This window comes from Marivita sp. S0852 (genome assembly GCF_046591575.1).
Taxonomy (GTDB): Bacteria; Pseudomonadota; Alphaproteobacteria; order Rhodobacterales; family Rhodobacteraceae; genus Marivita.
The window spans coordinates 56,857-80,855 of record NZ_JBIQWA010000003.1; the positions used below are offsets into that span (position 1 = coordinate 56,857).

Annotated in this window: 26 protein-coding genes and 1 tRNA gene; 12 read left to right on the plus strand and 15 right to left on the minus strand. The window is 59.7% G+C overall.

Going from position 1 to position 23,999, the window contains the following annotated elements; translation table 11 throughout:
- The first annotated feature begins 14 nt into the window (after window positions 1-14).
- Both scpB and ACG74X_RS06685 read left to right on the plus strand, forming a co-directional pair.
- Window positions 15-626 (plus strand): SMC-Scp complex subunit ScpB, encoded by a 612-nt coding sequence (scpB, locus tag ACG74X_RS06680; protein ID WP_411234175.1) that lies wholly within the window; start codon window positions 15-17, stop codon window positions 624-626.
- 145 nt (window positions 627-771) lie between these two features.
- Entirely contained in the window at window positions 772-921 is a 150-nt protein-coding gene (locus ACG74X_RS06685; RefSeq protein WP_411233436.1) for a hypothetical protein, read from the plus strand.
- On the opposite strand, the gene ACG74X_RS06690 is transcribed toward ACG74X_RS06685, so the two are convergent.
- From ACG74X_RS06690 to ACG74X_RS06725, 8 genes are all read right to left on the minus strand, one after another.
- On the minus strand, window positions 918-1,997 hold the full coding sequence (locus tag ACG74X_RS06690; RefSeq protein WP_411233438.1) for a 2'-deoxycytidine 5'-triphosphate deaminase: 1,080 nt from the start codon (window positions 1,995-1,997) through the stop codon (window positions 918-920). The genes ACG74X_RS06685 and ACG74X_RS06690 overlap by 4 nt on opposite strands.
- Window positions 1,998-2,096: 99 nt before the next feature.
- Window positions 2,097-2,173 (minus strand) — tRNA-Pro (locus tag ACG74X_RS06695).
- Window positions 2,174-2,242: 69 nt separating this feature from the next.
- Window positions 2,243-3,175 carry a MerR family transcriptional regulator gene (locus ACG74X_RS06700; protein WP_411233440.1) on the minus strand — a complete coding sequence of 311 codons (933 nt, stop codon included), beginning with the start codon at window positions 3,173-3,175 and terminating at the stop codon, window positions 2,243-2,245.
- A gap of 6 nt (window positions 3,176-3,181) precedes the next feature.
- Window positions 3,182-3,484 carry an integration host factor subunit alpha gene (gene ihfA, locus ACG74X_RS06705; protein WP_411233442.1) on the minus strand — a complete coding sequence of 101 codons (303 nt, stop codon included), beginning with the start codon at window positions 3,482-3,484 and terminating at the stop codon, window positions 3,182-3,184.
- Window positions 3,485-3,576: 92 nt separating this feature from the next.
- Complete coding sequence (locus ACG74X_RS06710) at window positions 3,577-4,548, minus strand: beta-ketoacyl-ACP synthase III (protein ID WP_411233444.1); 972 nt, start codon at window positions 4,546-4,548, stop codon at window positions 3,577-3,579.
- Window positions 4,545-5,654: a phosphate acyltransferase PlsX gene (gene plsX, locus ACG74X_RS06715; RefSeq protein ID WP_411233445.1), complete on the minus strand. Its 1,110-nt coding sequence runs from the start codon at window positions 5,652-5,654 to the stop codon at window positions 4,545-4,547. The genes ACG74X_RS06710 and plsX overlap by 4 nt, the downstream gene beginning before the upstream one ends.
- Window positions 5,655-5,679: 25 nt before the next feature.
- Window positions 5,680-5,886: a 50S ribosomal protein L32 gene (rpmF, locus tag ACG74X_RS06720; protein ID WP_411233446.1), complete on the minus strand. Its 207-nt coding sequence runs from the start codon at window positions 5,884-5,886 to the stop codon at window positions 5,680-5,682.
- Between the two features lie 166 nt (window positions 5,887-6,052).
- A complete protein-coding gene (locus ACG74X_RS06725; protein ID WP_411233447.1) occupies window positions 6,053-6,610 on the minus strand; it encodes a YceD family protein in 558 nt (185 codons plus the stop codon).
- 87 nt (window positions 6,611-6,697) lie between these two features.
- Here ACG74X_RS06725 and ACG74X_RS06730 point away from each other — a divergent pair, with 87 nt between their 5' ends.
- The 4 genes from ACG74X_RS06730 (at window position 6,698) to ACG74X_RS06745 (ending at window position 10,964) form a co-directional block, all read left to right on the plus strand.
- Complete coding sequence (locus ACG74X_RS06730; RefSeq protein ID WP_411233448.1) at window positions 6,698-7,153, plus strand: outer membrane protein assembly factor BamE; 456 nt, start codon at window positions 6,698-6,700, stop codon at window positions 7,151-7,153.
- Window positions 7,154-7,182: 29 nt separating this feature from the next.
- A complete protein-coding gene (locus ACG74X_RS06735; RefSeq protein WP_411233450.1) occupies window positions 7,183-7,929 on the plus strand; it encodes a GNAT family N-acetyltransferase in 747 nt (248 codons plus the stop codon).
- 31 nt (window positions 7,930-7,960) lie between these two features.
- On the plus strand, window positions 7,961-9,787 hold the full coding sequence (locus ACG74X_RS06740; protein WP_411233452.1) for an ABC-F family ATP-binding cassette domain-containing protein: 1,827 nt from the start codon (window positions 7,961-7,963) through the stop codon (window positions 9,785-9,787).
- 73 nt (window positions 9,788-9,860) lie between these two features.
- On the plus strand, window positions 9,861-10,964 hold the full coding sequence (locus ACG74X_RS06745) for an acetoin utilization protein AcuC (RefSeq protein WP_411233454.1): 1,104 nt from the start codon (window positions 9,861-9,863) through the stop codon (window positions 10,962-10,964).
- On the opposite strand, the gene ACG74X_RS06750 is transcribed toward ACG74X_RS06745, so the two are convergent.
- Window positions 10,932-11,573 carry a histidine phosphotransferase family protein gene (locus ACG74X_RS06750; RefSeq protein WP_411233456.1) on the minus strand — a complete coding sequence of 214 codons (642 nt, stop codon included), beginning with the start codon at window positions 11,571-11,573 and terminating at the stop codon, window positions 10,932-10,934. The genes ACG74X_RS06745 and ACG74X_RS06750 overlap by 33 nt on opposite strands.
- Before the next feature lie 33 nt (window positions 11,574-11,606).
- Here ACG74X_RS06750 and ACG74X_RS06755 point away from each other — a divergent pair, with 33 nt between their 5' ends.
- The 3 genes from ACG74X_RS06755 to ACG74X_RS06765 all read left to right on the plus strand — a co-directional run bounded on the left by ACG74X_RS06755 (window position 11,607) and on the right by ACG74X_RS06765 (window position 13,509).
- Window positions 11,607-11,789, plus strand: coding sequence for a DUF3553 domain-containing protein (locus tag ACG74X_RS06755; protein WP_411233458.1), 183 nt, complete (start codon window positions 11,607-11,609; stop codon window positions 11,787-11,789).
- 125 nt (window positions 11,790-11,914) lie between these two features.
- Window positions 11,915-12,685, plus strand: a complete 771-nt coding sequence (locus ACG74X_RS06760; RefSeq protein ID WP_411233460.1) for a GNAT family N-acetyltransferase — start codon at window positions 11,915-11,917, stop codon at window positions 12,683-12,685.
- Entirely contained in the window at window positions 12,682-13,509 is an 828-nt protein-coding gene (locus ACG74X_RS06765) for a lysophospholipid acyltransferase family protein (RefSeq protein WP_411233462.1), read from the plus strand. Before ACG74X_RS06760 ends, ACG74X_RS06765 begins: the two co-directional genes overlap by 4 nt.
- 581 nt (window positions 13,510-14,090) lie before the next feature.
- Here the strand turns inward: ACG74X_RS06765 and gyrA are convergent.
- On the minus strand, window positions 14,091-16,790 hold the full coding sequence (gyrA, locus tag ACG74X_RS06770; RefSeq protein WP_411234176.1) for a DNA gyrase subunit A: 2,700 nt from the start codon (window positions 16,788-16,790) through the stop codon (window positions 14,091-14,093).
- 242 nt (window positions 16,791-17,032) lie between these two features.
- Here gyrA and ACG74X_RS06775 point away from each other — a divergent pair, with 242 nt between their 5' ends.
- Window positions 17,033-17,305: an usg protein gene (locus tag ACG74X_RS06775; RefSeq protein ID WP_411233464.1), complete on the plus strand. Its 273-nt coding sequence runs from the start codon at window positions 17,033-17,035 to the stop codon at window positions 17,303-17,305.
- 89 nt (window positions 17,306-17,394) lie between these two features.
- On the opposite strand, the gene ACG74X_RS06780 is transcribed toward ACG74X_RS06775, so the two are convergent.
- Genes ACG74X_RS06780 through ACG74X_RS06790 form a run of 3 tightly spaced genes read right to left on the minus strand, consistent with a single transcriptional unit; the run spans window position 17,395 to window position 20,813 of the window.
- Window positions 17,395-18,867, minus strand: coding sequence for a carboxypeptidase M32 (locus tag ACG74X_RS06780; RefSeq protein ID WP_411233466.1), 1,473 nt, complete (start codon window positions 18,865-18,867; stop codon window positions 17,395-17,397).
- Window positions 18,864-20,012: a heme A synthase gene (gene ctaA / locus ACG74X_RS06785; protein WP_411233468.1), complete on the minus strand. Its 1,149-nt coding sequence runs from the start codon at window positions 20,010-20,012 to the stop codon at window positions 18,864-18,866. Before ctaA ends, ACG74X_RS06780 begins: the two co-directional genes overlap by 4 nt.
- A 57-nt stretch (window positions 20,013-20,069) precedes the next feature.
- The gene (locus ACG74X_RS06790; RefSeq protein ID WP_411233470.1) at window positions 20,070-20,813 is read right to left on the minus strand and encodes an RNA methyltransferase; all 744 of its coding nucleotides are present in this window, start codon (window positions 20,811-20,813) and stop codon (window positions 20,070-20,072) included.
- Window positions 20,814-20,944: 131 nt separating this feature from the next.
- On the opposite strand from ACG74X_RS06790, the gene ACG74X_RS06795 reads away from it, so the two are divergent.
- Complete coding sequence (locus ACG74X_RS06795; protein WP_411233472.1) at window positions 20,945-21,568, plus strand: thiamine phosphate synthase; 624 nt, start codon at window positions 20,945-20,947, stop codon at window positions 21,566-21,568.
- A 100-nt stretch (window positions 21,569-21,668) separates the two neighbouring features.
- On the opposite strand, the gene ACG74X_RS06800 is transcribed toward ACG74X_RS06795, so the two are convergent.
- Together ACG74X_RS06800 and hemB are read right to left on the minus strand one after the other, a co-directional pair.
- Window positions 21,669-22,226 carry a YSC84-related protein gene (locus tag ACG74X_RS06800; protein ID WP_411233474.1) on the minus strand — a complete coding sequence of 186 codons (558 nt, stop codon included), beginning with the start codon at window positions 22,224-22,226 and terminating at the stop codon, window positions 21,669-21,671.
- A gap of 117 nt (window positions 22,227-22,343) precedes the next feature.
- Window positions 22,344-23,342 (minus strand): porphobilinogen synthase, encoded by a 999-nt coding sequence (hemB, locus tag ACG74X_RS06805; protein WP_411234177.1) that lies wholly within the window; start codon window positions 23,340-23,342, stop codon window positions 22,344-22,346.
- A gap of 103 nt (window positions 23,343-23,445) precedes the next feature.
- On the opposite strand from hemB, the gene ACG74X_RS06810 reads away from it, so the two are divergent.
- Window positions 23,446-23,973 carry a component of SufBCD complex gene (locus ACG74X_RS06810; protein WP_411233476.1) on the plus strand — a complete coding sequence of 176 codons (528 nt, stop codon included), beginning with the start codon at window positions 23,446-23,448 and terminating at the stop codon, window positions 23,971-23,973.
- Window positions 23,974-23,999 lie beyond the last annotated feature (26 nt).

Consider the following 23,999-nt stretch of genomic DNA (forward strand, 5'->3'; position numbering starts at 1 on the left):
TCGAAGCGCCCCCCATGGCCGAACAAGAGCGCATGGTCGAGGCGATCCTTTTTGCCACATCCGAACCTGTCACGGTCAAGGATCTGAACGATCGTATGCCACACGGCTCGGATGCCGCCGAAGCCCTGATCTATCTACGCAAACGCTACGAGGGCAGGGGGGTGACTGTCGTCAAGGTCGGAGATGCCTGGGCGATCCGCACGGCGCCCGATCTTGGGTTTTTGATGCAGAAAGAGACGGTCGAGACCCGCAAGCTTAGCCGCGCCGCGATCGAAACACTGGCGATCATCGCCTATCACCAGCCCGTCACCCGCGCCGAGATCGAAGAAATCCGCGGCGTGTCGGTCAGCCGGGGCACCGTCGATCAACTGCTTGAAATGGAATGGATTCGCTTTGGCCGACGGCGTATGACGCCGGGCAGGCCCGTGACCTTTGTGGTGACACAGGATTTTCTGGATCACTTTGGCCTGGAATCCGCCCGCGACCTGCCGGGGCTCAAGGAACTGCGCGCGGCCGGTCTTTTGGAAAACCGCCCACCGCCCGGCACCGTGCCGCAGATGGGCGACGGCGATGTGGATGCCGAAGAGCAGGCCGCAGAGGGCCAGTCCGAACTGTTCGAAGATTAACAGCGTCACAAGCGCGATTTTTCGGAAAGGCACTGGAAATTGGCGAAAAATACCTCAGATTTTAAGCACAATGCCCGAAAATCGACGCAATTGTCTCTTAGCTGACAGGCTGAGGCAGTCTTGAACGCAGTGATAGGAGGACACAATGAACCTCAACCAGATCATTAACATGGTCATGCGCACCGTGATGCGGCGCGTGGTCAATTCAGGCATCAATGCCGGTATGAACGCCGGACAAAAGGCGCTGACCAAGCGGAAAAAACCGGCAGAGCCGGTCGACGACAGGCAGCCCTAGGCGCTGGCGAAATGTTTGGACAGTTTTAACCCCTGTCCCTGATAATTCGATTTGATTCCCGCGCCATAAAGCTGGCTCGGGGATTGATCCATTTTTTCATACACCAGACGCCCCACGATTTGCCCGTGCTCCAACACAAATGGCGCTTCGTGGCATCGCACCTCAAGCACGCCGCGCGATCCGGTCCCGCCCGCCGCGTCATGGCCAAAGCCGGGGTCGAAAAAACCGGCGTAATGCACACGGAATTCTCCGACCATTGCCAAAAACGGAGCCATTTCAGCAGCATAGTCCGGCGGGATATGAACCGCTTCGCGGCTGACCAGGATGTAGAACGCATCTGGATCAAGGATCAATCGGCCATTGCTTGTGCGCAATTCTTCCCAAAATTCCGCCGGTGGGTAATGTCCCAGCTTATCAAGATCAATCACCCCGGTATGCGGCTTGGCCCGGTATCCGACCAGATCGCCGGTTTCGGGACGAAGATCGACAGAAAATCCCAAACCGTCGCTGATCACCGCCGGGCCGCCATTTACCAGCGTTTGCGCGTCGTGCAGGGCTTTTAAGGCGGTGTCTGACAAAACGGATTGGCCGCGGCGAAACCGGATCTGGTTAAGACGCATTCCCGGACGTACCAAAACCGAAAACGAACGCGGACAGATCTCGGCATACAGGGGGCCGGAATAGCCTTGTGCCACACGGTCAAATTCGGTGCCTTCGTCGGTGATTGTGCGGGTCAGCAGATCCAGCCGGCCTGTCGAACTCTTGGCATTGGCCACCGCGCTGATATCGTCGGGCAGGGATAGGCGCTCCATCAACGGCACCAGATACACGCAACCTTTTTCCAGAACCGCCCCGCCCTCCAGCGAAATCCGGTGCATCTCGAAATCAGCCAGCCGGTCCTCGACCCGTTGTCCCATACCCGCGAGAAACGACGCGCGCACGCGGTAAGCCACTGAACCTAAACGCAAATCAAGGCTTGCTGGTTGAACCTGACCGGCCACGAACGGGTGCTCTGCCGCGATGACACCTTGGTCCATCAGCTGCGTGATTTGCTGGTTGGCCAGAACGCCTGTCATAGTCTTTGTCCTTGTCCGCCGTTTGCTTTGCATATCAAGCCGGACACCCGCGCACGAGGGCGATTCGCGCGGCGCGTTGGTGATAGCGATGGAAATGATTGGTCGGGCTAGCAGGACTCGAACCTGCGACCTTCCGTCCCCCAGACGGACGCGCTACCAGGCTGCGCCATAGCCCGACTGACGCCTGTCATAACGGTTTTGCATCAGGCCGCAAGAGCGAAAATCGCACCTTGCGCACAGATCCGTTAACCGACTCTTGCCCGAAGCTGTTCGACAATCGGTGCAATCTGCCGGGCCGTTTCCGGTGTCAGATGGGTGATCCGCGCCAAAACCGACAGCGCACCCGGCGGCGGGTCATCCGCTGGCGCATCGACAACCGCCTCTGGCATTTCCATGGCAGGGGTAGGGTCGGGGTCAGCGGCAGCGACAGGTGTCGGATCAGGGGCCGATGGCGCAGGCGCGTTTGCTTGGACCTCCTCTGGCTGCTGTATAAATCCAGGCAAAGGGGCTGGCTCTGACGCATCTCCCGGCTCGTCATCAGGGATGTCAGACGTCTCCGGCACCGGTTCCGCAACCTCTTCGGGACTGTCCACCACATCCGGTTCAGGCGTGATGTCCGCATGCGCGACAGGCTCTGGTTCGGGCGGGATTGTCTCTGGCTGAGGCGCATCATCGGGCTGATCCTGCGCCTCTGGTTCAGGCTGCTCTGGTTCGGCGGAGGGTGTTTCGGGCGGCTCCGCTGCAATCTCTTCAGGACCGACATCTTCGGCGACCGCGTCTTCAGCAACAGTTTGCGGTGCTGGATCAGTGTCTACCGGCTTAGAGAACGGAATAACCCGGTCCTCGGGATCAGGGATAACGACATCGTCGATAAAGACATCTTCGGCATCCTCTTCGTCTCCTACACTTAATGTGCAAAGTGAAGAAACGTGTTTAATCCCTTTTTCACGCAGTATTTTTTGTGCGCCTTTGATGGTCATACCATCTTCGTGCAGCAGCTTTTTGATCCCCCCCAAAAGCCGCATATCCGCAGGCCGGTAATAGCGTCGGCCACCCGCACGTTTGACGGGTTTGACTTGGGTGAATTTGCTTTCCCAGAAACGCAGAACATGGGCGGGCGTGTCCATCCAGTCAGCGACTTCGCTGATGGTGCGGAACGCATCTGCGGACTTGCTCATGGCGATTTAGCCCTTGTTGCCAGCGGCGACGCGGTCTTTCATAAGGTGCGATGGGCGAAAGGTCAGAACCCGGCGCGGGTTGATCGGGACCTCTTCGCCGGTCTTGGGATTGCGGCCGACACGGGCTGCCTTGTCTCGAATGGAAAAGGTGCCGAAAGACGAGATTTTGACCTGTTCTCCGGCCACCAGAGCGTCGGACATATGGTTCAGAACCGCTTCGACCAGGTCGGCGCTTTCATTGCGCGACAGGCCCACTTCGCGAAAAACAGATTCGCTAAGATCCATCCGTGTCAGTGTTTTTTGGCTCATCAAACAATCCCCCGAGTTTTCGCCAGAATGAGGCCAGCGAATTTCCGAGTCAATATCAATGGCTTGCGGCAGGGAATTTAGAGGAAATTCGCCTACCAGCGCAGGACAACGGCCCCCCAGGCCAAACCGCCGCCAATGGCCTCGGTCACGATCAGATCGCCTTGCTTGATCTGGCCGCGCTCGACCCCGACAGACAGGGCAAGGGGGATGGATGCCGCCGACGTGTTGCCGTGGTCCTGAACCGTGACGACCACATGATCCATCGACAACCCAAGCTTTTTCGCGGTGCCCTGAATGATGCGCAGATTGGCCTGATGTGGGACAATCCAGTCGACCTCGTCACTGGAAATCCCTGCGCCGTCCATGGCCGCTGTTGCCGTTTTTGCCAGCTTTTCAACGGCATGGCGGAAAACCTCTTTGCCTTGCATGCGCAAAAATCCGGTGCTGCCGGTGCTGACACCGCCATCGACATACAAGATGTCTTTGTGCTGCCCGTCGGAATTCAGATCCACCGACAGGATGCCGCGATCGGTCTTGTCGCCAACGCCGTCCTGCGCTTCGAGGATCACCGCCCCGGCACCATCTCCGAACAAGACGCAGGTCGATCGGTCCGTCCAGTCCATGATGCGGCTAAAGGTTTCGGCCCCAATCACCATGATGCGCTTGGCCTGGCCAGACACGATCAGCGCATTGGCTGTGGTCAGCGCATAGACAAATCCCGCGCAGACCGCTTGCACGTCAAAGGCAAATCCGCGCGTCATTCCCAGGGCCGATTGCACCATGGTTGCCGCCGAAGGAAAGGTCAGGTCCGGGGTAGAGGTGGCCAGCACGATGGCGTCCAGATCATCGGGGGCAAGCCCGGCATGGGCCAGCGCCTTGCGCGCGGCCTGAGTCGCCAGATCCGAGGTGGTTTCCGTATCGTCGGCAAAATGGCGGTTTTGGATGCCGGATCGCGCGCGAATCCACTCGTCGGAGGTGTCGAGCGAGGCTTCGAATTCAGAGTTTGGTACAACCCGCTCGGGCAGGTAATGCCCCAGCCCAACGACAACCGCGCGTGTGGTCATTTCGGGCTCTCCTCCATGTCGTGATGCTCGGCCAGCGTGTCCGTAGCAATATCTGTGATGGATGCCAACCGCGCGGCAAGCCGATCCGAAAACCCCGATTGCGCCAGCTGAAAGGCCAGCTTGATCGCGGCCGAGACGCCGGTGGCGTCTGCCGATCCATGGGATTTGACAACGGTTCCGTTCAATCCAAGAAAAACCCCGCCATTGACGCGGCGGGGGTCGATTTTCCGTTGCAACCGGCGCAAGGATGTCAGCGCCAGAACAGACGCGATTTTCGACAGCAGGGAATAGGCAAACGCCTCTTTCAGACGGTCGCCGATCAGGGATGCGGTGCCTTCGCCGGTTTTCAGCGCCACATTCCCGGTGAACCCGTCGGTGACAATCACATCGCAGGCCTCGCCGGGGATATCACCACCTTCGACGAATCCAACAAATTCGAACTGCGCGCGGTCGGCGGCCTTGGAAATCAGCTCATGCGCGTCTTTCAATTCGGCACGGCCTTTATGTTCTTCGGTGCCGACATTCAGCAAACCAACCCGCGGGCGCTCAAGCTCTAGCCCGTTGCGGGCATAGGACACACCCATCAGGGCGTACTGCAAAAGGTCTTCGGCATCGGCGCGGATATCTGCGCCCACGTCCAACATCACGTTAAACCCCTGCGGATTGCGCGAAGGCCACAGGATCGCAATAGCCGGGCGGTTCACACCGGGCAGCTTGCGCAACCGGATCATCGACAGCGCCATCAACGCACCGGTATTGCCACAGGACACAGCCACGGTCGCGTCATTGTTGCGCACAGCGTCAATCGCTGCCCACATGGACGTGTCCTTGCCATTGCGCATCACATGGCTGGGCTTGTCTGTCATCGACACGACCTCACTGGCCGCGCGAATCTCGCACCGGCCCGCAAGCTCTTTGCGGCGGTCGATCAGACGGGTCAGTTCGGCCTCTGGCCCGCAGACCAAAAACCGAGTGTCGGGATGTGTGGCTGCAAAATGAGACATACCGGCGACAACAGTCGCCGGTCCCAGATCGCCACCCATCGCGTCGATCGAAAGCACAATCGGCGCAGCACCCGCTTTCTTATGATCCTGCGACGAGGTCATGCAAAGGGGTACGCCTTATCGTTGCTTATGCTGCGTCTTCGTCCAGGTCGATTTCGTCGGCCTGTGCAACCACTTCGCGGTCTGCATAGTGGCCGCAGGACGGGCACACATGGTGCGGACGCTTGAGTTCACCACAGTTGGTGCACTCGTTCGGGTTCGCTGCGACCAGAGCGTCATGCGCGCGACGATTGTTGCGGCGCGATTTCGATACTTTGTTCTGTTGGACAGCCATGTCTCAACCTCAATTTTGTAAAATCTATGGCATGATCGCCATGCCGCGTGTCGGGTGTGTCCGGCCTCTTACGTGGAAACCGGGCCGGGGGGCAACCCCCACTCTCAGATGAAGGCGCGAACATAGGGGCAATCGCAAAATCCGCAAGCGTTTTCTGTGCTGCGGATCAGCTCTTTTTTTCAAGCTCATCGCGCAGGGCGGCCAAACCTGCAAAGGGCTTTGTGTCTTCGTCTTTCAGCGGCGTCACACCGTCCTGCGCGAACACCGCTTCGCCCAGATCGACACCGGGCACGCGTGGATATTGCGGCAAGGACAGCAACAGCGATTCTATCATCACGTCATAGGCGGATATCACCGATCCCAACGGTTCGGCGTTTGTGTCCTCTGGCATCTCGGTTTCCGCGCCGTCTTCAATCTCGTCAAAAAACTCGGCGGGCATGTAGAGGCGCTCAACGGTTTCATCAATCCGCGTGGTTACCGGATCAAGTGTCACCACACAGGGCTGCACCACGGTTGCGCCAAGCTGCGCGGACAGCGCCCAGCTTTCACCGCCCGCCGGTGCGATTTCGCCCGCAAACCGCAGCTTTTTTAACGCTGACACGCCAAGACGCTCGGCAATTTTAGCACATTCCGCCGCATCCGGTCGAAGCTCGAACCGGGTTGGATGCCGTGTAGAAAGATCATTGACGCGAAATTCGCCGGATTTTCGGACCTGTTGTGGCATATCTTGTGTTCACCCTTTGCTTGAACGCAGGCCAAAGGCCGTGTAATCGAGATAGAAGGCAGTGAACGCCAACGCAAGAGAGGCGCTATGCAGGGCAACGGATCGAGACTCAGGATCGGACTTGGGGCGCTTGCGCTTGTTGTCCTGGCCGGATGTACGGCACAATATCGCACACATGGCTATGTGCCCTCCGAGGACGAGCTGCAACAGATTGTTCCGGGGGTCGACACACGCGCCACGGTGGAAGATCTGGTTGGGGTGCCGTCGACATCCGGCACATTGGAAAATTCCGGCTTCTATTATATCGAAAGCGACATCCGCCAATTTGCCTGGCGTCGTGCCGAAGTGGTGGACCGCGAAGTTCTGGCCATCACCTTTGACAGTGCCGGGGTCGTCGAAAATATCGAACGCTATGGGCTTCAGGACGGTCAGGTCGTGCCATTGACGCGCCGCATCACACGCTCTGGCGATGGCGATATCAGCTTTATCCGCAAACTCTTTGGCAATATCGGCGGCATCAACGTGGCAGAATTCATAGACTGATGGGGGCGCATGCCGCGACAAGGGGTGTCGTGGCGGCAAAGCCGCTGGTTGATCTTAGTTTTGGTCCGTATGTCGCGCGTGTCGATCGCGACATTCCGCATCAATCCAACGCGATGGCCCTGCGCGCGACCTGTTTTCGCGATGGCGCGTCGGATCGTGACCGCTTCGATCCGCTGTGCTGGCATGGGTTGGTCACCGGCCCCGGCGCAGTGCCTTTGGTGGCGTTTCGTCTGCGCCTTGCCTCGGGGTCGCTGCTGGGCTCGACCTATACGGGGGCGTTTTACGACCTGTCGCCGTTGGCGGCGATTGGTGGGCCGTTCCTTGAAATCGGACGATTCTGTCACGCGCCCGGTCGCTGTGATCCGATGGCCTTGCGTCTGGCGTGGGCCGCGATTGGCCAGCTGGTGGATCACCACGGCGTTAAAATGCTGATCGGGTGCAGCTCTTTGCCTGGGTCTGATCCGGCGGATCATACCGCAATCCTGGCGACGCTCCGCCGCGATCATGTGGGGCCCGACACCCTGCGCCCGCGTCGCACATCGCCAAGGGCGGTCGATCTGCCCTGTCTTGACATCCCGCGTGCGGCGCTGCCTGCGCTTTTGCGCAGCTATCTGGCGATGGGCGGGTGGGTCAGCGATCACGCGGTGCAAGATCCCGATCTGGACACGCTGCACCTGTTCACCGGCCTGCAGGTGGCAACAATTCCGGCCCGCCGCAAACATCGCCTGCGCGCCTTGGCGCAGGACGCCAGCCGACACGCCCGATCCGACACTTGACCTTGCCAGCCGCGCGCCGTAGCGCCGTGCCATGGCTGTTATTCCTCTTTTGCAACTGAACGACATCTCGTTGACCTTTGGCGGTGACCCGGTGTTTCACAATCTGGATCTGATTGTCCAACCGGGGGACCGCGTGGCGCTGGTGGGGCGCAACGGGTCGGGAAAATCGACCCTGATGAAAGTCATGGCCGGGCTGGTCGAGGCGGACACCGGTGACCGTGTCGTCGCCCCCGGCGTCAGCGTGGGTTATATGGAGCAAGACCCCGACCTGACCCGCTTTGACACGCTTGGGGCCTATGCCATGCATGGGCTGGACCCGTCCGAATTCTACAAGGTCGAACGCGCTGGAGAGGGGTTGAAATTCGACCCGGATCGTCAGGTGGCCACAGCGTCAGGCGGCGAACGCCGCCGCGCGGCCTTGGCGCGTCTGATGGCGCAGGACCCCGAACTGATGCTTTTGGACGAACCGACCAACCACCTGGATATCGAGGCGATTGGCTGGCTGGAAAACGAACTCAAGCGCACCCGCAAAGGGTTTGTCCTCATCAGCCACGACCGGCGCTTTCTGACCGAACTGACCCGGGCCACGCTGTGGATCGATCGCGGACAGGTGCGGCGGCAGGAAAAGGGCTTTGCCGCCTTCGAGGCCTGGCGGGATAAGACTTGGGAAGAAGAAGACCTTCAACGCCATAAGATGGATCGCAAGATCAAAGCCGAAGCGCGGTGGGCCGTGGAAGGCATCAGCGCCCGGCGCAAACGCAACATGGGCCGCGTCCGCGCGTTGAAAGACCTGCGTCAAGAACGCGCTTCCCTGATCCAGCGCCAGGACACGGCGGCGATGGCCTTGGCCACCGGGCCGAAATCCGGGCGCAAGGTAATCGAGGCCAAAGGGCTGAGCAAAACCTTTGGTGAGACACCGATCGTGCGCGATTTTTCTCTGACGGTGCAGCGCGGTGACCGCGTGGCCTTTGTCGGGCCGAACGGGGTTGGCAAAACCACTTTGATCCGCATGTTGATCGGCGAAATTGAACCGGACGCGGGACGTGTCAAACTGGGCACGAACCTTGCCGTGGCCATGTTCGACCAGACCCGCGCGCAACTAAACGGCGATCTGAGCCTTTGGGAAAACCTGACCGGTGATCCTGACATGCGGGTTTCGGGCAAATCCGACCAGATCATGGTGCGCGGCATCCCCCGGCATGTGGTGGGCTATCTCAAGGAGTTTCTGTTCGATGACCGGCAGGCCCGTGCGCCGGTGCGATCCTTGTCCGGCGGTGAAAAGGCCCGCCTGCTGCTGGCCCGGATTATGGCGCGCGAATCAAACCTTCTGGTGCTGGATGAACCGACCAATGATCTGGATGTTGAAACCCTGGATCTGTTGCAGGACCTGCTGGGCGAATATGACGGCACCGTTCTTGTGATCAGTCACGACCGCGATTTTCTGGACCGCGTCGCAACAACAACCGTTGCAATGGAAGGGCGCGGCCGCGCCACCGTCTATGCCGGCGGCTGGAGCGATTACCGCGCCCAACGCGGCGAGGATGGCCCAGACAGCCCTGACGCGAAATCCGCACCGATGCCACCATCGAAACCGGCCGCCAAATCCGCGCCTGCCGCGAAACCCAAAACCGGGCTGAGCTTTACCGAAAAGCACCGCCTCGAAGCGCTCCCGGACGAGATTGACCGCCTGACGGCCGAGATTGCAAAACTCGAAACGCTGATGGCCGATCCCGATCTGTTCACCCGCGAACCGGTGAAATTTCAAAAAGCGTCCGAAGCTTTGGTCAATCGGCAATCCGCTCTGGCCGAGGCCGAAGACCTGTGGCTGACCCTGTCGGAAAAAGCCGAAACCGGATGAGGTGGTGCACCATCCGAATGTCCAGACACGGTGCGGCGTTTTCTTGCGTCCTGCCCACTCTATCTGGTCGCAGATGACCAAACCGATCTTCATAGGGGCGCGCATCTATCGCGGCTCCAGCTATGGCGCGCATCATCCGCTGTCGATCCCGCGCGTTCCCACCGTAACCGATCTGTGCCGCGCCTTGGGCTGGCTGCCCCCCGAGGCCTATCGCACCAGTCCCTGCGCCAAGCCGGGTGCCTTGCTGGGGTTTCACACAGCGCCCTATATCGCGGCGCTGCAACAGGCCGAACGCACCCAGCAGCCCGATCTGGATTATGCGCTAGGGACGGTGTCAAACCCCGTCTTCACCGAAGTCTACCGCCGCCCCGCAACCGCTGCCGGTGGCGGCCTTCTGGCGGCTGAACTCGTGCGTCATGGCGGGCAGGTCTACAATCCGGGCGGCGGCACCCATCACGGTTTGCCCGACCGCGCCAACGGGTTTTGCTATATCAACGAACCCGTTCTGACCATCCAGCGCCTGCTGTCGATGGGGCTGCGCCGCGTGGCTTATGTCGATATAGACGCGCATCATTGTGATGGCGTCGCCGTGGCGTTTCATGGCTCTGAGCGCGTGAACATGATATCTTTGCACGAAGACCGGCGCTGGCCGTTCATCGGGGCACTTTCCGACACGGCGGGCGGGGCGGCGATCAATATTCCGGTGCCTCGGGGCTTTAATGACACCGAATTCGATGTTGTCCTGTCAGAGATCATACTGCCTGCAGTCGTCGCGCACAGGCCCGATGCCATCTATCTGCAATGCGGCGCGGATGCCGTCACCGAAGATCCGTTGTCGCGCCTGACCCTATCGAACCGTTGTTATGTTCAGGCGATCACCGCGCTGCGCGATCTGGCCCCACGGCTGATCGTTTCCGGTGGCGGAGGTTATAACCCCTGGAGCGTTGCGCGCGCGTGGTCCTGTGTGTGGGCCACTTTGGCCGGGCATCCGATACCTGACGATCTGCCCCCAGAGATCGCGCACATTCTGCGTGCGCTGCGCTGGACGCGCAAGGCGCAACCTTCCGAAAGCCTGTTAACCACCCTTCTGGATGCACCGCGCCCCGGTCCGATTTCTGACCAGGTCAAAACCGCGGTCAAACTGCTACGCGGGCGGATCACCGTCAGCAGCGGGTAGGGCAATGCGCAGCACCAACGCTTCTGGCAAGGCTTGCGTGTGCGTTGTCAGTGCCTGACCGTCACAAAGTTCGGCCAGCAAGGCAAACTGCACATGCGCGGGCCGCAATTCGGTGCTTTCGCGGCCCTGCGGGGATTCCAGCCAGCTCCACAGGTCAGAATCCCGGACAAGAGCCGGACCCGTTGCCGTGATCGACATATGGGTCGCATCAGAAGCAACAGAAATCACGCCTCCTTGTGGCAGGGCAATTTCCATACACATCACGCCAAGATAGGCCAGCTGCACAATATGACGTCCGGTGGCGTCTGGAATACACCACTCTGGTGTGATGCGCGTCCCGGTGTAATGATCCGCCAAAGTTTTTTCCGCCTGCAGGCGCGGCACGGGCCGCGTCTCACCTGCACTGCCGAACGCGATGCGAAAAAACTGAATACGGGCGGTGGCATTGTCGCAGCTTTGCTGGATCAGCGACATTTCGGGACTGACAGGGGCAGGCGCACCCATGGACACCAGTTCCAGACCGTTGGAAATGGCACCGATGGGGTTGATCAGATCGTGGCATATGCGCGATCCAATCAATGCCGCCAGTGAAGATGGTTCGTTTTGCACTATATCCTCCAACGAGCAGCAAGGAGCCCGCATATGTCTGACCTGAACGGCCTGTTGGAACCCGGTTCCCTGGTGCGCCATCCCGAACAACCGGATTGGGGCATCGGGCAGGTACAGTCCAACATCGGAAGCCGGATCACCGTGAATTTCCGCGAAGTTGGCAAGGTGGTGATTGATGGAACAAAAATCGGTTTGGTGCCTGTGTTTGATGAGTAGATAATCAACTAATAGTTGATAGACCGTTAACAGAGAAAAGATCAAACCTCTTTCCCGCAGTCTGATCGCGTTGCGTGGCTCTGGGGCAGGGATTACACTGCCCCGAACAGCACGTCGTTGGGCCCATGTTACAGAACACCGCCAGTTTGCACGCGTCTTTGGCGTGCTCGGATGCTGATATCCGGGCGGCGCAACGCCTGCGCTATCGTGTTTTTGTTCAGGAAATGGGCGCAGGTGGTCCCGGTGTGGATCATGCTCGGGAACTTGAAACAGACCGGTTCGACCCATACGCAGATCATCTTTTGCTGCGCGATACCCGTTTGACAGGCGGCGAAACAGATGGCGTTGTGGGCGTTTACCGGCTGATGACATCGGCCCATGCGCAGGCGGCGGGGCAATTTTATTCCGCCTCGGAATTTGACCTGTCGCCGATGATGCAAAGCGATGCGCAGGTGCTGGAGCTGGGCCGCTCCTGCTTGCATCCGGCCTATCGGGGCGGGGCGGCATTGCTTGCCCTGTGGCAGGGCCTTGCGCGCTATGTGCAGGATCGTCGGCTGGACCTGGTGTTCGGCGTGGCAAGTTTTCCGGGGGCCGATATACCACGCCATCTGCACGCCATTTCGCATCTGCACGCGGCCTATCTTGCCCCGCCCACGCTTCGGGTGACGGCGCGTATGACGCAGCCGTTGGATGTTCTGCCACCCGATAAGATTGATCGCAAGGCGGCGATGCGTCAGACCCCGGCCTTGATCAAATCCTATCTCAAGATCGGTGGCGTGATCGGGCAGGGCGTGTATGTGGATCACGCCTTTAATACCACCGATATTTGCCTCATCCTTGAGACCCGCAATCTTCGCTCACATGTGATGCACCGCGCGTCCGAGGCGGCGCAATGAGCCCGACATGGGACAGCGACACGCCGATCGAAAGGACGCCGATTTCCCCTTTGGGGTGGGCGCGCGTTGTGCTGCGCGGTACAGGTCTTGGTATCGTGGTTTTTGGCGGGTTGGCGTTGCTGCTTGTCCTGCGTGTTTTTGAACGCCCGATCTTTGGGATCGACCGCCCGATCACGCCCTATATCACCCAAGGCGTCTGCAGAACGGCGTTTGTGATCCTGGGTATGCCGATGCTGGTGCGGGGGCCACGTTTGAAGGTGCGCGGGGCGGTTGTTGCCAATCATAGTTCCTGGCTGGATATTTTCGCCCTGAATGCGCGCAAGAACGTCTATTTCGTCTCCAAATCCGAAGTCGCCAGCTGGCCTGGCATTGGCTGGCTCGCGCGGGCGACGGGCACAGTGTTTATCCGGCGGGATCGACGCGATGCAAAAAACCAGCTGGCGCTGTTCGAGGACCGTCTTCAACATGGTCATCGCCTTTTGTTTTTCCCCGAGGGCACTTCTTCCGATACGCTCCGGGTGCTGCCGTTCAAGCCGACTTTGTTTGCCGCCTTTTTCTCCGATGCTCTGATCCATGACATGCATATTCAGGCGGTGACCGTGATCTATCACCCGCCGGAAAACGCCGATCCCCGGTTCTATGGCTGGTGGGGCGATATGGGATTTGCTGACCATTTGATTAAAGTCCTGGCTCAACGCCGTCAGGGCAAGGTGGAATTGCTCTACCACGCACCAGTGCGGGTGGATGCCTTTCCCAATCGCAAATCGCTTGCCAGTTTTCTGGAAACGCAGGTGCGCTCCGGGCACAGCCGTTTGGCCGATTAGACACAAAGGGCAGGTGCCGCATATTAGGCCGGCATGTGTTTATGTGGCCTCGGCAGCCGTTACCAAGACACGGCAAAGGACCAATCGCGCCAAAATGCGCGGCGATCATCTGGCTGGTGGGCAACACCGCGTAACGCGGCGAATAAACCCGACCATCCAATGATGGATGATCGGGTCCTCGTGCTAAAAAATATGCCAAGTGAGGATGAGGGCCACACCCGGCACGGTCGTGAAAGGGTTTGGTCTTAAACAAGTTGGTCTAAATGCCTTTGCGCAACACACATGGTCAAACCGACTGACAGGGAGGTATAAGTCCGCAGTTTCGTGTGTGGCGTGAACAATCCTTTCAATATCTTTCTACGCCTGACGCCGGGTAAGCGCAGGTCAGGAATTCCGGACTTCGGATTATTTCCGATATGCGGACACAAGGAAAAAGTACAAAGACGCAGGCGCAGGGGTTTGAGTTTCGGGTTCAAACAAGACCTACGCCGGAAACATATACAAACAATTAAGCGGCGCAGAATTACTCTACGCCGCTGTCATTTTGACTCGATTGGATGCTCGCGCGGTGTTCCGCGTGATCAGCTCTCTGGCAAGGCGTCGTCTTCATCCCCCTGATCCGCAATCCAGGCAACCGACACCACGGTTTCGCCAGCGCCCGTGTTAAAGACTTTGACACCCCCCGCACTGCGCGACCGGAACGAAATACCCTCGACAGGCACCCGGATCGACTGACCTTTGGATGTGGCCAGCATGATCTGATCGTCCATTTCAACCGGGAAACACGCCACCAGAGCCCCGCCGCGCATGGCCTTGTCGATAGCCTGAACGCCTTGTCCGCCACGGCCGCGCACCGGATAATCATGCGATGACGACAGCTTGCCCGCGCCTTTGGCGGTGATGGTCAGGATCAGGTTTTCGGCCGCCGACATTTCGGCATAGCGCTCCTGCGGCAATTGCGCGTTTGCGTTGCCTTCGTCCTCATCGGTGATGTCGGTTTCATCGGTCACACCGGCCACCAGACGCCGTTGTTTCAGATAGGCGGCCCGCTCGTCTGCCGAGGCTTCGAAATGCCGGATCACTGCCATGCTAACCACGCGATCGCCATTGTTGAGACGAATGCCCCGAACGCCTGTGGATTTACGCCCTTTGAACACCCGGACATCGGTGGTCCGGAACCGGATGGCGCGGCCTGCATCGGTCACAAGCATGACATCGTCATCCTCTGACGCGATGCGCGCATTCACCAATTCCACCCCTTCGGGCAGGTCCATCGCGATCTTGCCGTTGCGCATCACATTTGTGAAGTCTGACAAGGCGTTACGCCGCACATCTCCGGCGCTGGTTGCAAAGACAATCTGCAAATCGGCCCAGTCTTTTTCATCCCGATCCACCGGCATGATGGCCGCAATCGACACACCCGCCGGGATCGGCAGGATGTTGACAATCGCTTTGCCTTTGGCCGTGCGCCCGCCTTGCGGCAAGCGCCAGGTCTTGAGCTTGTAGGCCATCCCGTCCGTGGTGAAGAACAGCAATTGCGTGTGTGTGTTGGCCACAAACAGCCGCGTGACCACGTCATCGTCTTTCGTGGACATGCCAGACAGCCCCTTGCCACCGCGTTTTTGCGCGCGGAAATCGGCCAATGGCGTGCGTTTGATATACCCCGATTGCGTGACGGTGACGACCATGTCTTCACGTTCGATCAGGTCTTCGTCTTCCATGTCGCCGGACCAGTCGACAATCTCGGTGCGGCGGGGCACGGCAAACAGGTCTTTCACCTCGCGCAGCTCGTCTGAAATGATCCCCATGATGCGGTCGCGCGATCCAAGAATTTCAAGGTATTCCTTGATCTTACCCGCAAGCTCTTCAAGCTCGTCCGTGACCTCTTTGACACCAATCTGGGTCAGGCGCTGAAGGCGCAGATCCAGGATCGCGCGTGCCTGTGTTTCGGACAGATTATATGTGCCATCGTCATTCGCCTTGTGGGTCGGATCATCAATCAAGGCGATATAGGGCAGGATGTCTTCGGCAGGCCAGCGCCGCGTCATCAGCCGCTCGCGTGCCTCGGCAGCATCGGCAGAGGACCGGATGGTCGCGACGACCTCGTCGATATTGGTGACAGCCACCGCCAGACCACACAAGACATGGCTGCGCTCGCGGGCTTTGCGCAACAGATAGGCGGTGCGCCGCGCCACCACATCTTCGCGGAAATCAATGAACGCCGTCAGGAACTTGCGCAGCGTCAGCTGTTCGGGCCGTCCCCCATTCAGCGCCAGCATATTGCAGCCAAAGCTGGTCTGCATCGGGGTAAAGCGGAAAAGCTGGTTCAGCACCACCTCGGCTGTGGCATCGCGTTTTAGCTCAACCACCACGCGCACGCCATTGCGGTCAGATTCGTCCTGAACGTGGCTGATGCCTTCGATCCGCTTTTCGCGCGCGGCTTCGGCAATGCGTTCGATCATCGTGGCCTTGTTGACCTGATAGGGGATCTCGTCAATCACGATGGCCCAACGATCCTTGCGGATCTCCTCGACCCGCGTTTTCGACCGGATGATCACCGACCCGCGACCTTCCAGATAGGCTTTGCGCGCACCGGACCGGCCCAGCATGATGCCGCCCGTGGGAAAGTCGGGGCCGGGGACATAGTCGATCAATTGCTCGGATGACAGGTCCGGTTCCTTGATCAGCGCCAGCGTGGCATCCACCACTTCACCAAGGTTGTGCGGCGGGATGTTTGTCGCCATGCCCACCGCGATCCCGCCCGCGCCATTGACCAGCATATTCGGGAACCGGGCCGGGAGCACCGTCGGCTCCTGGTCTTTGCCATCGTAATTGTCCTGGAAATCAACGGTTTCCTTGTCGATATCCGCCAAGAGATACGCCGCAGGCTTGTCCATGCGCACCTCGGTATAGCGCATTGCAGCCGCGTTATCGCCGTCCATCGACCCGAAATTGCCCTGACCATCCAAAAGCGGCAGCGACATGGAAAAATCCTGCGCCATGCGCACCAACGCGTCGTAAATCGCAGAGTCACCATGCGGGTGATATTTCCCCATCACATCGCCGACAGGCCGCGCCGATTTGCGATAGGATTTGTCGTGACTGTTGCCGCTTTCGTGCATCGCATACAGGATGCGCCGATGCACCGGCTTAAGTCCGTCGCGCAGATCGGGGATCGCGCGGCTCACAATGACGCTCATCGCGTAATCCAGATAGGATGATTTCATCTCATCCGTGATCGAGATCTGTGGCCCGTCATGCTTGGGACGCTCAGGCGGCATATCTTCTGTGTTTTCAGGAGTTTCTGGCGTGTCGCTCACGTGGATAGCCTGCTGTCTGTCAATCTATATTTTGTTGGCCGAACCTATATCAGATGCAGGATGTAGCCTCAATCCCAATGACGCGGCTTGGTGTGTCTGTGATTTGTCACTCAGTTGCTCTGGTGGCTAACATACTGTTTTTGTTGAAAAGTAACGAATTGATGGCACAGTGAGTCGGACAAGAAAAAATGAATGAGGTTTGCATGTCTGACGTGAGCGAAACGGAACTGATGTTGAAAGGCTACGGCCTGACCACGGCGCAACTTTTCTACCGGATGCCGGATTACCAGAATGTGCTGAACACATTTGTCTGGCAGGAATATGATCTGGCCCCCGACCATCCCAAACTGTTCGAATTTATCGAATTTTGGCAAGACAGCATCGAAGGCCCGCTGCATTCGGTGCAATACACGCATCGTAAAATGCTGGCGTCAGGGGAATGGCAGCAACTCGTCGGGGAATTTACGCTGCACTAAATCGCCTTTCGAAAGGCGATCAGACCGCGGTTTCGAAACCGCATCTCACGGGCTTTAGAAAGCCCGTGCCCAAGCCTTTTCGAAAAGGCTTATACCCCATAGATCTCCCCAAACTTCGCCTCCAAATACGCCAACAACGGCCCTTCGGACGGCGCAAACCCGCAGGCGCGCTCGATCACTTCGCGCGGCTCATAAAGCCCGCCATGCCGTTGCACGTTGTCCCGCAACCAGCCGGTCGCGCCCGAAGGATCGCCGACAGCAAGCTGCGCATCCAGATCCGGCACCGCCGTGCGCAGCGCCTCGTGCAGGCAACCCGCATACACATTGCCCAGCGTATAGGTCGCGAAATACCCGAACAGGCCCACGGACCAATGCACATCCTGCAACACCCCGTTTGAGGGCGTGTCCACCGGATAGCCGAAATCCGCCTCGAACCGCGTGTTCCACGCCTCTTCCAGATCGGCGACAGCAAGCAAGCCATCAATCAGCTGTCGCTCCAGATCAAACCGCAACAGCACATGCAGATTATACTGCACTTCGTCCGCTTCGGTTCGGATAAACCCCTTGTGAACACGGTTAACCGTTGCGTAAAACGCCAGCGGGTCGTCGATCCCGAAATCACCGAACGCGTCAACCATCTGCCCATGCAGCCAGCCGGTAAAGGCCCGTGACCGGCCCAGCTGGTTCTCGTAAATCCGGCTCTGGCTTTCATGCACCCCCATCGACACGCCAGAGCCCAGCGGCGTGAGCAGGTAGGCCTGATCAATGTTCTGTTCATAAGCCGCATGACCGACCTCGTGGATCGTCGAATAGATGCAGTTGAACGGATCTGTGCGCGACGTGCGCGTCGTGATCCGCACGTCATTGCCCGACCCAGAGCTGAACGGATGCACCGCCTTGTCCACCCGTCCGCGGCTCATGTCATAGCCAAAGGTTCTGGCAATCATCCGCGACAGCCGCATCTGTGCGGTCTCGTCAAACTCACCAACCAAAGCCGCCGGGGCAGGGGCACCCAGCACGGTATCGCGCAGTGCCACCAATCCGGGCCGCAAGGCACCGAACATCGCCTCAAGCTCTGCCGCCGTGGCACCCGGTTCATAATCCTGCAACAGCGCATCATAGGGATCGCCGCCCTCCGCCAGCGCCGCCCCTTCCTGCCGTCGCAGGTCAAGCACCCGCTCCAGCGTGGGCGCGAATGCCGCGAAATCATCATTCGCCCGCGCCTCGGCCCAAACGCCCTGAGCGACAGAGGTTGTGCGCGCGAGTTCCGCGGCCAGATCGGCAGGCACTTTCGACGCGCGTTCGAAACTCCGCCGGATATGGCGCAGATTGGCCTCTGCTTCGGCGTCCGACGGGGTGATCGCCTCAAGCCATGCGCCCACACGCGGGTCCATCCGGCGCGCATGCAGCACAGTCTCAAGCGCGCCGATCTCTTCCCCGCGCTGAGCTGCCGCGCCGCGGGGCATGGTGGTTTCCTGATCCCAGCCCAGCCGCCCGGCAATCTGGGCCAGCGCCTGCGTTTCGCGCGCATACGCCATCAACTCATCATACGCCGTGGTCATGCGGTCGCTCCTCGAATGGATTGCTCTTTTGGATATTGCGCCCCGAACCGCGCGCGTAGAATCAACACCCAAAGCACCACCGCACCGATCTGATGCGTGATCGCGATCTGCCACGGGGCCATATATAAAACGGTCACAACGCCAATGGCCATCTGCACCCACAACATCGCGTAAACCGCGTTAAAGCGGAACCGCGTGTCGGTGTTCGGCGACTTGCGCGCGCGCAGCCACACAACCGTGCCAAAGATCAACAAAAGATATCCCGCCACGCGGTGGATAAACTGCACAAGCCCCGCATTCTCGAAGAAGTTTCGCCATATCGGCTCCAGCTCGAACGGAAACGGCGGCAGGATACCTCCGGCCATCAGCGGCCAGTCATTATACGTGCGCCCCGCGTCGATCCCTGCGACCAGCGCCCCAATCAAGATCTGCAAAAACGTGAAATGCAACAGCCCGGTGCCCAGCCCGTACAGCTTGCCCTCGCGCGCCCTGCGGGCTTGCATCAGATCACGCTCTTCGCGGCCCAACTCAAACACATACCACGCGATAAAGCCCAGAATCACAAAGGCCAGCCCCAGATGTGTGGCCAGCCGGTAAGACGCCACATCCAGCATCGTGCCGGTCAGCCCCGACGACACCATCCACCAGCCAATCGCCCCCTGCACACCGCCAAGAACGCCAATAAACAACAAACGCCCGGTCCATCCGGTCGGAATTTTCCGCGCCACCAGAAAGCCGAAAAAACCCAGCGCCCAGACAAGACCGATCACCCGCCCCAATTGCCGGTGCCCCCATTCCCACCAATAGATGAACTGGAATTCGGCCATCGTCATGCCAGCATTTTGCAACTGGTATTCCGGAATCGCGCGATAAAGATCAAACTCGCGCTGCCAATCCTCCGCATTCAGCGGCGGGATCGCTCCGCTCAGCGGGGCCCAGACGGTGATCGACAAACCGCTATCCGTCAGCCGCGTCAGCCCGCCCACGGCGATCATCACCGCGACAAGGGCAAAGAGCACACTCAACCACATCCGGATCGCGCCGCGCGCGCCGCGTTTGCCCGCGTCGATCATGCCGCCCTTGGGTTCAGGTTTGCGCGGCGTCTCCGCGCTCACATCTTCAAAGATATTGCGTTGTCCGCTCATTGACGGGCCTCCATATTGAGCGAGAGACTAGGCTTGGGGCAGGGTTGCTTCAAGGCGTCAGCCCTTCTCCTTCCACCGCACCATTTGCCGCAGCACGCCATGCAACATCTGCACATCCGCCCGTGTCAGGGGCATGCGTGACCACATATTGCGCAAATTGCGCTTCATGCTGTCGGCCTTGGTGTTGGGAAAAAAGAAGCCGGCCGCCTCCAGTTGATCTTCATAATGAGCGGCCAGCTTTTCGGTTTCGATCGCCGTTGCCCAGTCGGTTCCCGCCAGTTCGGTTGTCTCGGGCAGGGTGTCCACTGTCTGACGCCGCCATTCATATCCGGTCAGCAGCACGCATTGGGCCAGGTTCAAGGATGGAAATTCCGGGTTCACCGGAACCGAGATAATCGCATTGGCCAATGCGATATCGTCGTTTTCAAGCCCAGCCCGTTCAGGACCAAACAGCACCGCCACCTTTTCGCCTGCGGTGATCCTGTCGCGCGCCATCTCCATCGCGCGTTCCGGGGTGACCACCGGTTTCGTCAGCCCCCGCTGCCGGGCTGTGGTTGCAAACACAAACGAACAATCCGCCACCGCGTCAACCGTACGTTCGACCAGCAGCGCGTCGTCCAGAACCCGTCCCGCCCCAGAGGCCAGCGCCACCGCGCTTTGGTTCGGCCAGCCATCGCGGGGGGCCACAAGCCGCATCCGCTCCAATCCGAAATTCAGCATCGCGCGGGCGGCCGCGCCGATGTTTTCGCCCATCTGGGGGCGCACCAAAACAAAAGCAGGTTGGGGTGTCTCGCTGGGCATCACACGCCGCTCCAAAATGTCAGATCGCCGGTACCTATTGCGCGCCCCGCAAAAGGGCAACCCGCGCAAGCCCTTGGCGGCCCGTATCAAATCACGGTATAGGGGCGCGACCATCATAAAAGGGGCCGCACATGTCCGACACCGAGCAGCCACAACTCTACTTGATCACGCCTCCCGAACTTGAACTGAGCCATTTCCCGACAGACCTGTCGCGCGTGCTCGATGCGGTCGAGGTGGCCTGTATCCGCCTGTCGCTGGCCAGTCGCGATGAAGATCTGATTCTGCGCGCCGCGGATTGTGTGCGCGAGGTGGCGCACCGGTTTGACGTAGCTCTGGTGATCGACACCCATGTCGTTCTGGCGCAGCGTCTTGGCCTTGACGGGGTGCATCTGACCGATGGCGCGCGCTCTGTGCGCATGGCGCGCAAGGAACTGGGGCCTGATGCAATCGTCGGGGCCTTCTGCCAGCAGTCGCGCCACGAAGGGATCACCGCAGGCGAAGTCGGTGCCGATTACGTCAGCTTTGGCCCGGTCGGAGACACCACACTTGGCGATGGCTCCAAAGCCGAGATCGACCTGTTCACCTGGTGGTCAGAGATGATCGAGGTGCCTGTCGTGGCCGAAGGCGGACTGACCGAAGATCTGCTGCGCAGGCTGGCACCGGTCACGGATTTTGTTGGCATCGGCGAAGAGATCTGGCGCAAGGACAATCCCGTTGAGGCTTTGCAGGCCCTGACACGCGCATTGGCCGGGTAATTTCTGCCACGTCTCTGTTTTTCAAATATCTCGGGGGTTTGGGGGCAGCGCCCCCAATCCTGTCGTCTGAGCCACCGGCCCGCCGAAGGTGATCGACCCCCTATGGAATGATCCGGGTGTATTTCACACCTTCCAGCGTCGCCCCAAGACGCAAGCCCGCCTGACCGAAAATCACCGCGATGACCGGTGACAAGGACGTTGTCGTCTCGGCTGCAATGGTCTCACCGCCTTCTGGGATTGCATATTCCACATTGGCCCCGGCCGCCCATCCGGGCGAGCGGCGGAAATTCATCAGCGCAGACTCGGTCATGAAAAACAGCACATGGGCATATTGCTGTGCGCCGATCTGCAACCCGGCGCTGGCTTTGGTGGTGGAATAGTAATCCACCGTCACACCATTCACCCGCAGCGCGCCGCGCCCATAAGCCCCGCCAAGCCCAAGCCCGGCTTCGGTGACAAGCGGCATCACCAAAAGCCCGCTGGCATTGGCCGCCAGGTTCTGCGTGCCGGGAAAGCGGCGATACATTTCGGCCAGCGTGGCATCGGCGCGCGCGTCGATCCGTGCGCCGCCATTGCCGCCCACGCCGTTGGCGCAACCGGCCAACATCAAAGTACCGCCCAGCCCGAAAGCCAGTTCACGTCGTGTGAGGGATGTCATCTGTCTGCTCTTTCTTTGCCGATGCCTCTGGGTCCGGCTGTTCCGCCGGTTGGCTTCACTATAGCAACTGCGCGCTATTCTGTCACGCGCATTGGAGCCCTGTCCGCCTGGGGCGGTTTACCCGTTCAGAAGACGCGCCGCCGCCGGGGCAAAATAGGTCAGCACCCCGTCACAGCCCGCGCGCTTGAACGACATCAGGCTTTCCAGCATGACACGGTCGTGATCCAGCCATCCGCGCTCTGCCGCACCGGCCAGCATCGCGTATTCGCCTGACACCTGATAGGCAAAGGTCGGCACGCCGAACATGTCTTTTGTGCGTCTGCAAATATCAAGATAGGGCATACCGGGTTTGATCATCACCATATCGGCCCCTTCGGACAAATCCCGCGCCACAAGGCGCATGGCTTCGTCGGAATTGCCGGGGTCCATCTGATAGCCCTTCTTGTCGCCCTTGAAGGCCCCGGACGCGCCCACCGCATCGCGGAACGGGCCGTAAAAGGCGCTGGCATATTTGGCGGCATAGCTCAGGATCGCAACATTATGGAAGCCGTCGCCCTCCAGCGCGCTGCGCATGGCTCTGATCCGGCTGTCCATCATATCGGACGGTCCGATGATGTCCGATCCGGCGCGGGCCTGGCTGAGCGTTTGCTTGACCAACGCCTCGACGGTGCGGTCATTCACGATATAGCCGTCTTCCATATATCCGTCATGGCCGGTGATGTTGTAAGGGTCCAACGCCACATCCGTCATCACCACTAAATCGGGCACCGCATCCTTGATGGCGCGTGTCGCGCGGTTGGACAGGTTGTCGGGGTTCCACGCTTCGGCGCAGTCTGCGGTCTTTAACGCGGGATCGGTGAACGGGAACAGGCAGATCGCCGGAATGCCCAGCGCATGCGCCTCGCGTGCCGCCTCGACCACCTTGTCCACCGACCGGCGCACCACACCGGGCATCGAGACCACCGGTTCCTCAACTCCTTCGCCATCCCGCACAAAGACCGGCCAGATGAAGTCCTCGGGGCTCAGACTGTGTTCGCGCACCATCGACCGCAGCCCCTCGGTTCGGCGCAAACGGCGCAGGCGTGTGGCGGGAAAGGCGGGGGTGATCGGTTTCATCATGGGCGGTCCTTGTCTTTGCCGTATTTGGGTGGCATGGAATGACCGCTGGAACAAGGCCTGCATCCGCCCAAGGCCGTGGAAACAAGGGAATTCACCCGCTTTGGATTGGTATTTTACCGTCTTTGAACTGATTGATATGCGGTCCTTTTCCAATCTGTGGTTCTGGATCGCGCTGGCTGTGGTGTGGTCCTCGGCCAGCCATTGGGTGCTTGGGGTGCCCTATGACATGGTAAGCCGGGCCCGTCGCAAGGGCGGGCAGGCGTCCGAGGATCTGACCGATCTGTTGCGGATCAACACCAACCGATTGCTTTATATTGCAGATGAGGCCGGTGTCTCGATCATCACGGCGGGCACATTTTTCCTGAGCGCGTTTCTGATTCTTGGCTGGGTGTACGGCGTTGAAATTGCGCAGGCGCTGTTTCTGCTGGGCTTTCCGATGTCGATTGTCAGCCTGCTCAGCGTGCGCACGGCGCGGGCGCTGCATACCAAAGACACCGATCTGGATGCGGTGTTCAAACGCCTGGCCCGGCACAGGCTGTATGTCCAGATCATCGGCATGGTGTCGATTTTCGTCACCGCGTTGTGGGGGATGTTCCAAAACCTGAGTGTTGGTGTTTTGGGCGGTTGACGCGGGTCGCGCTGCGGGCCACATGA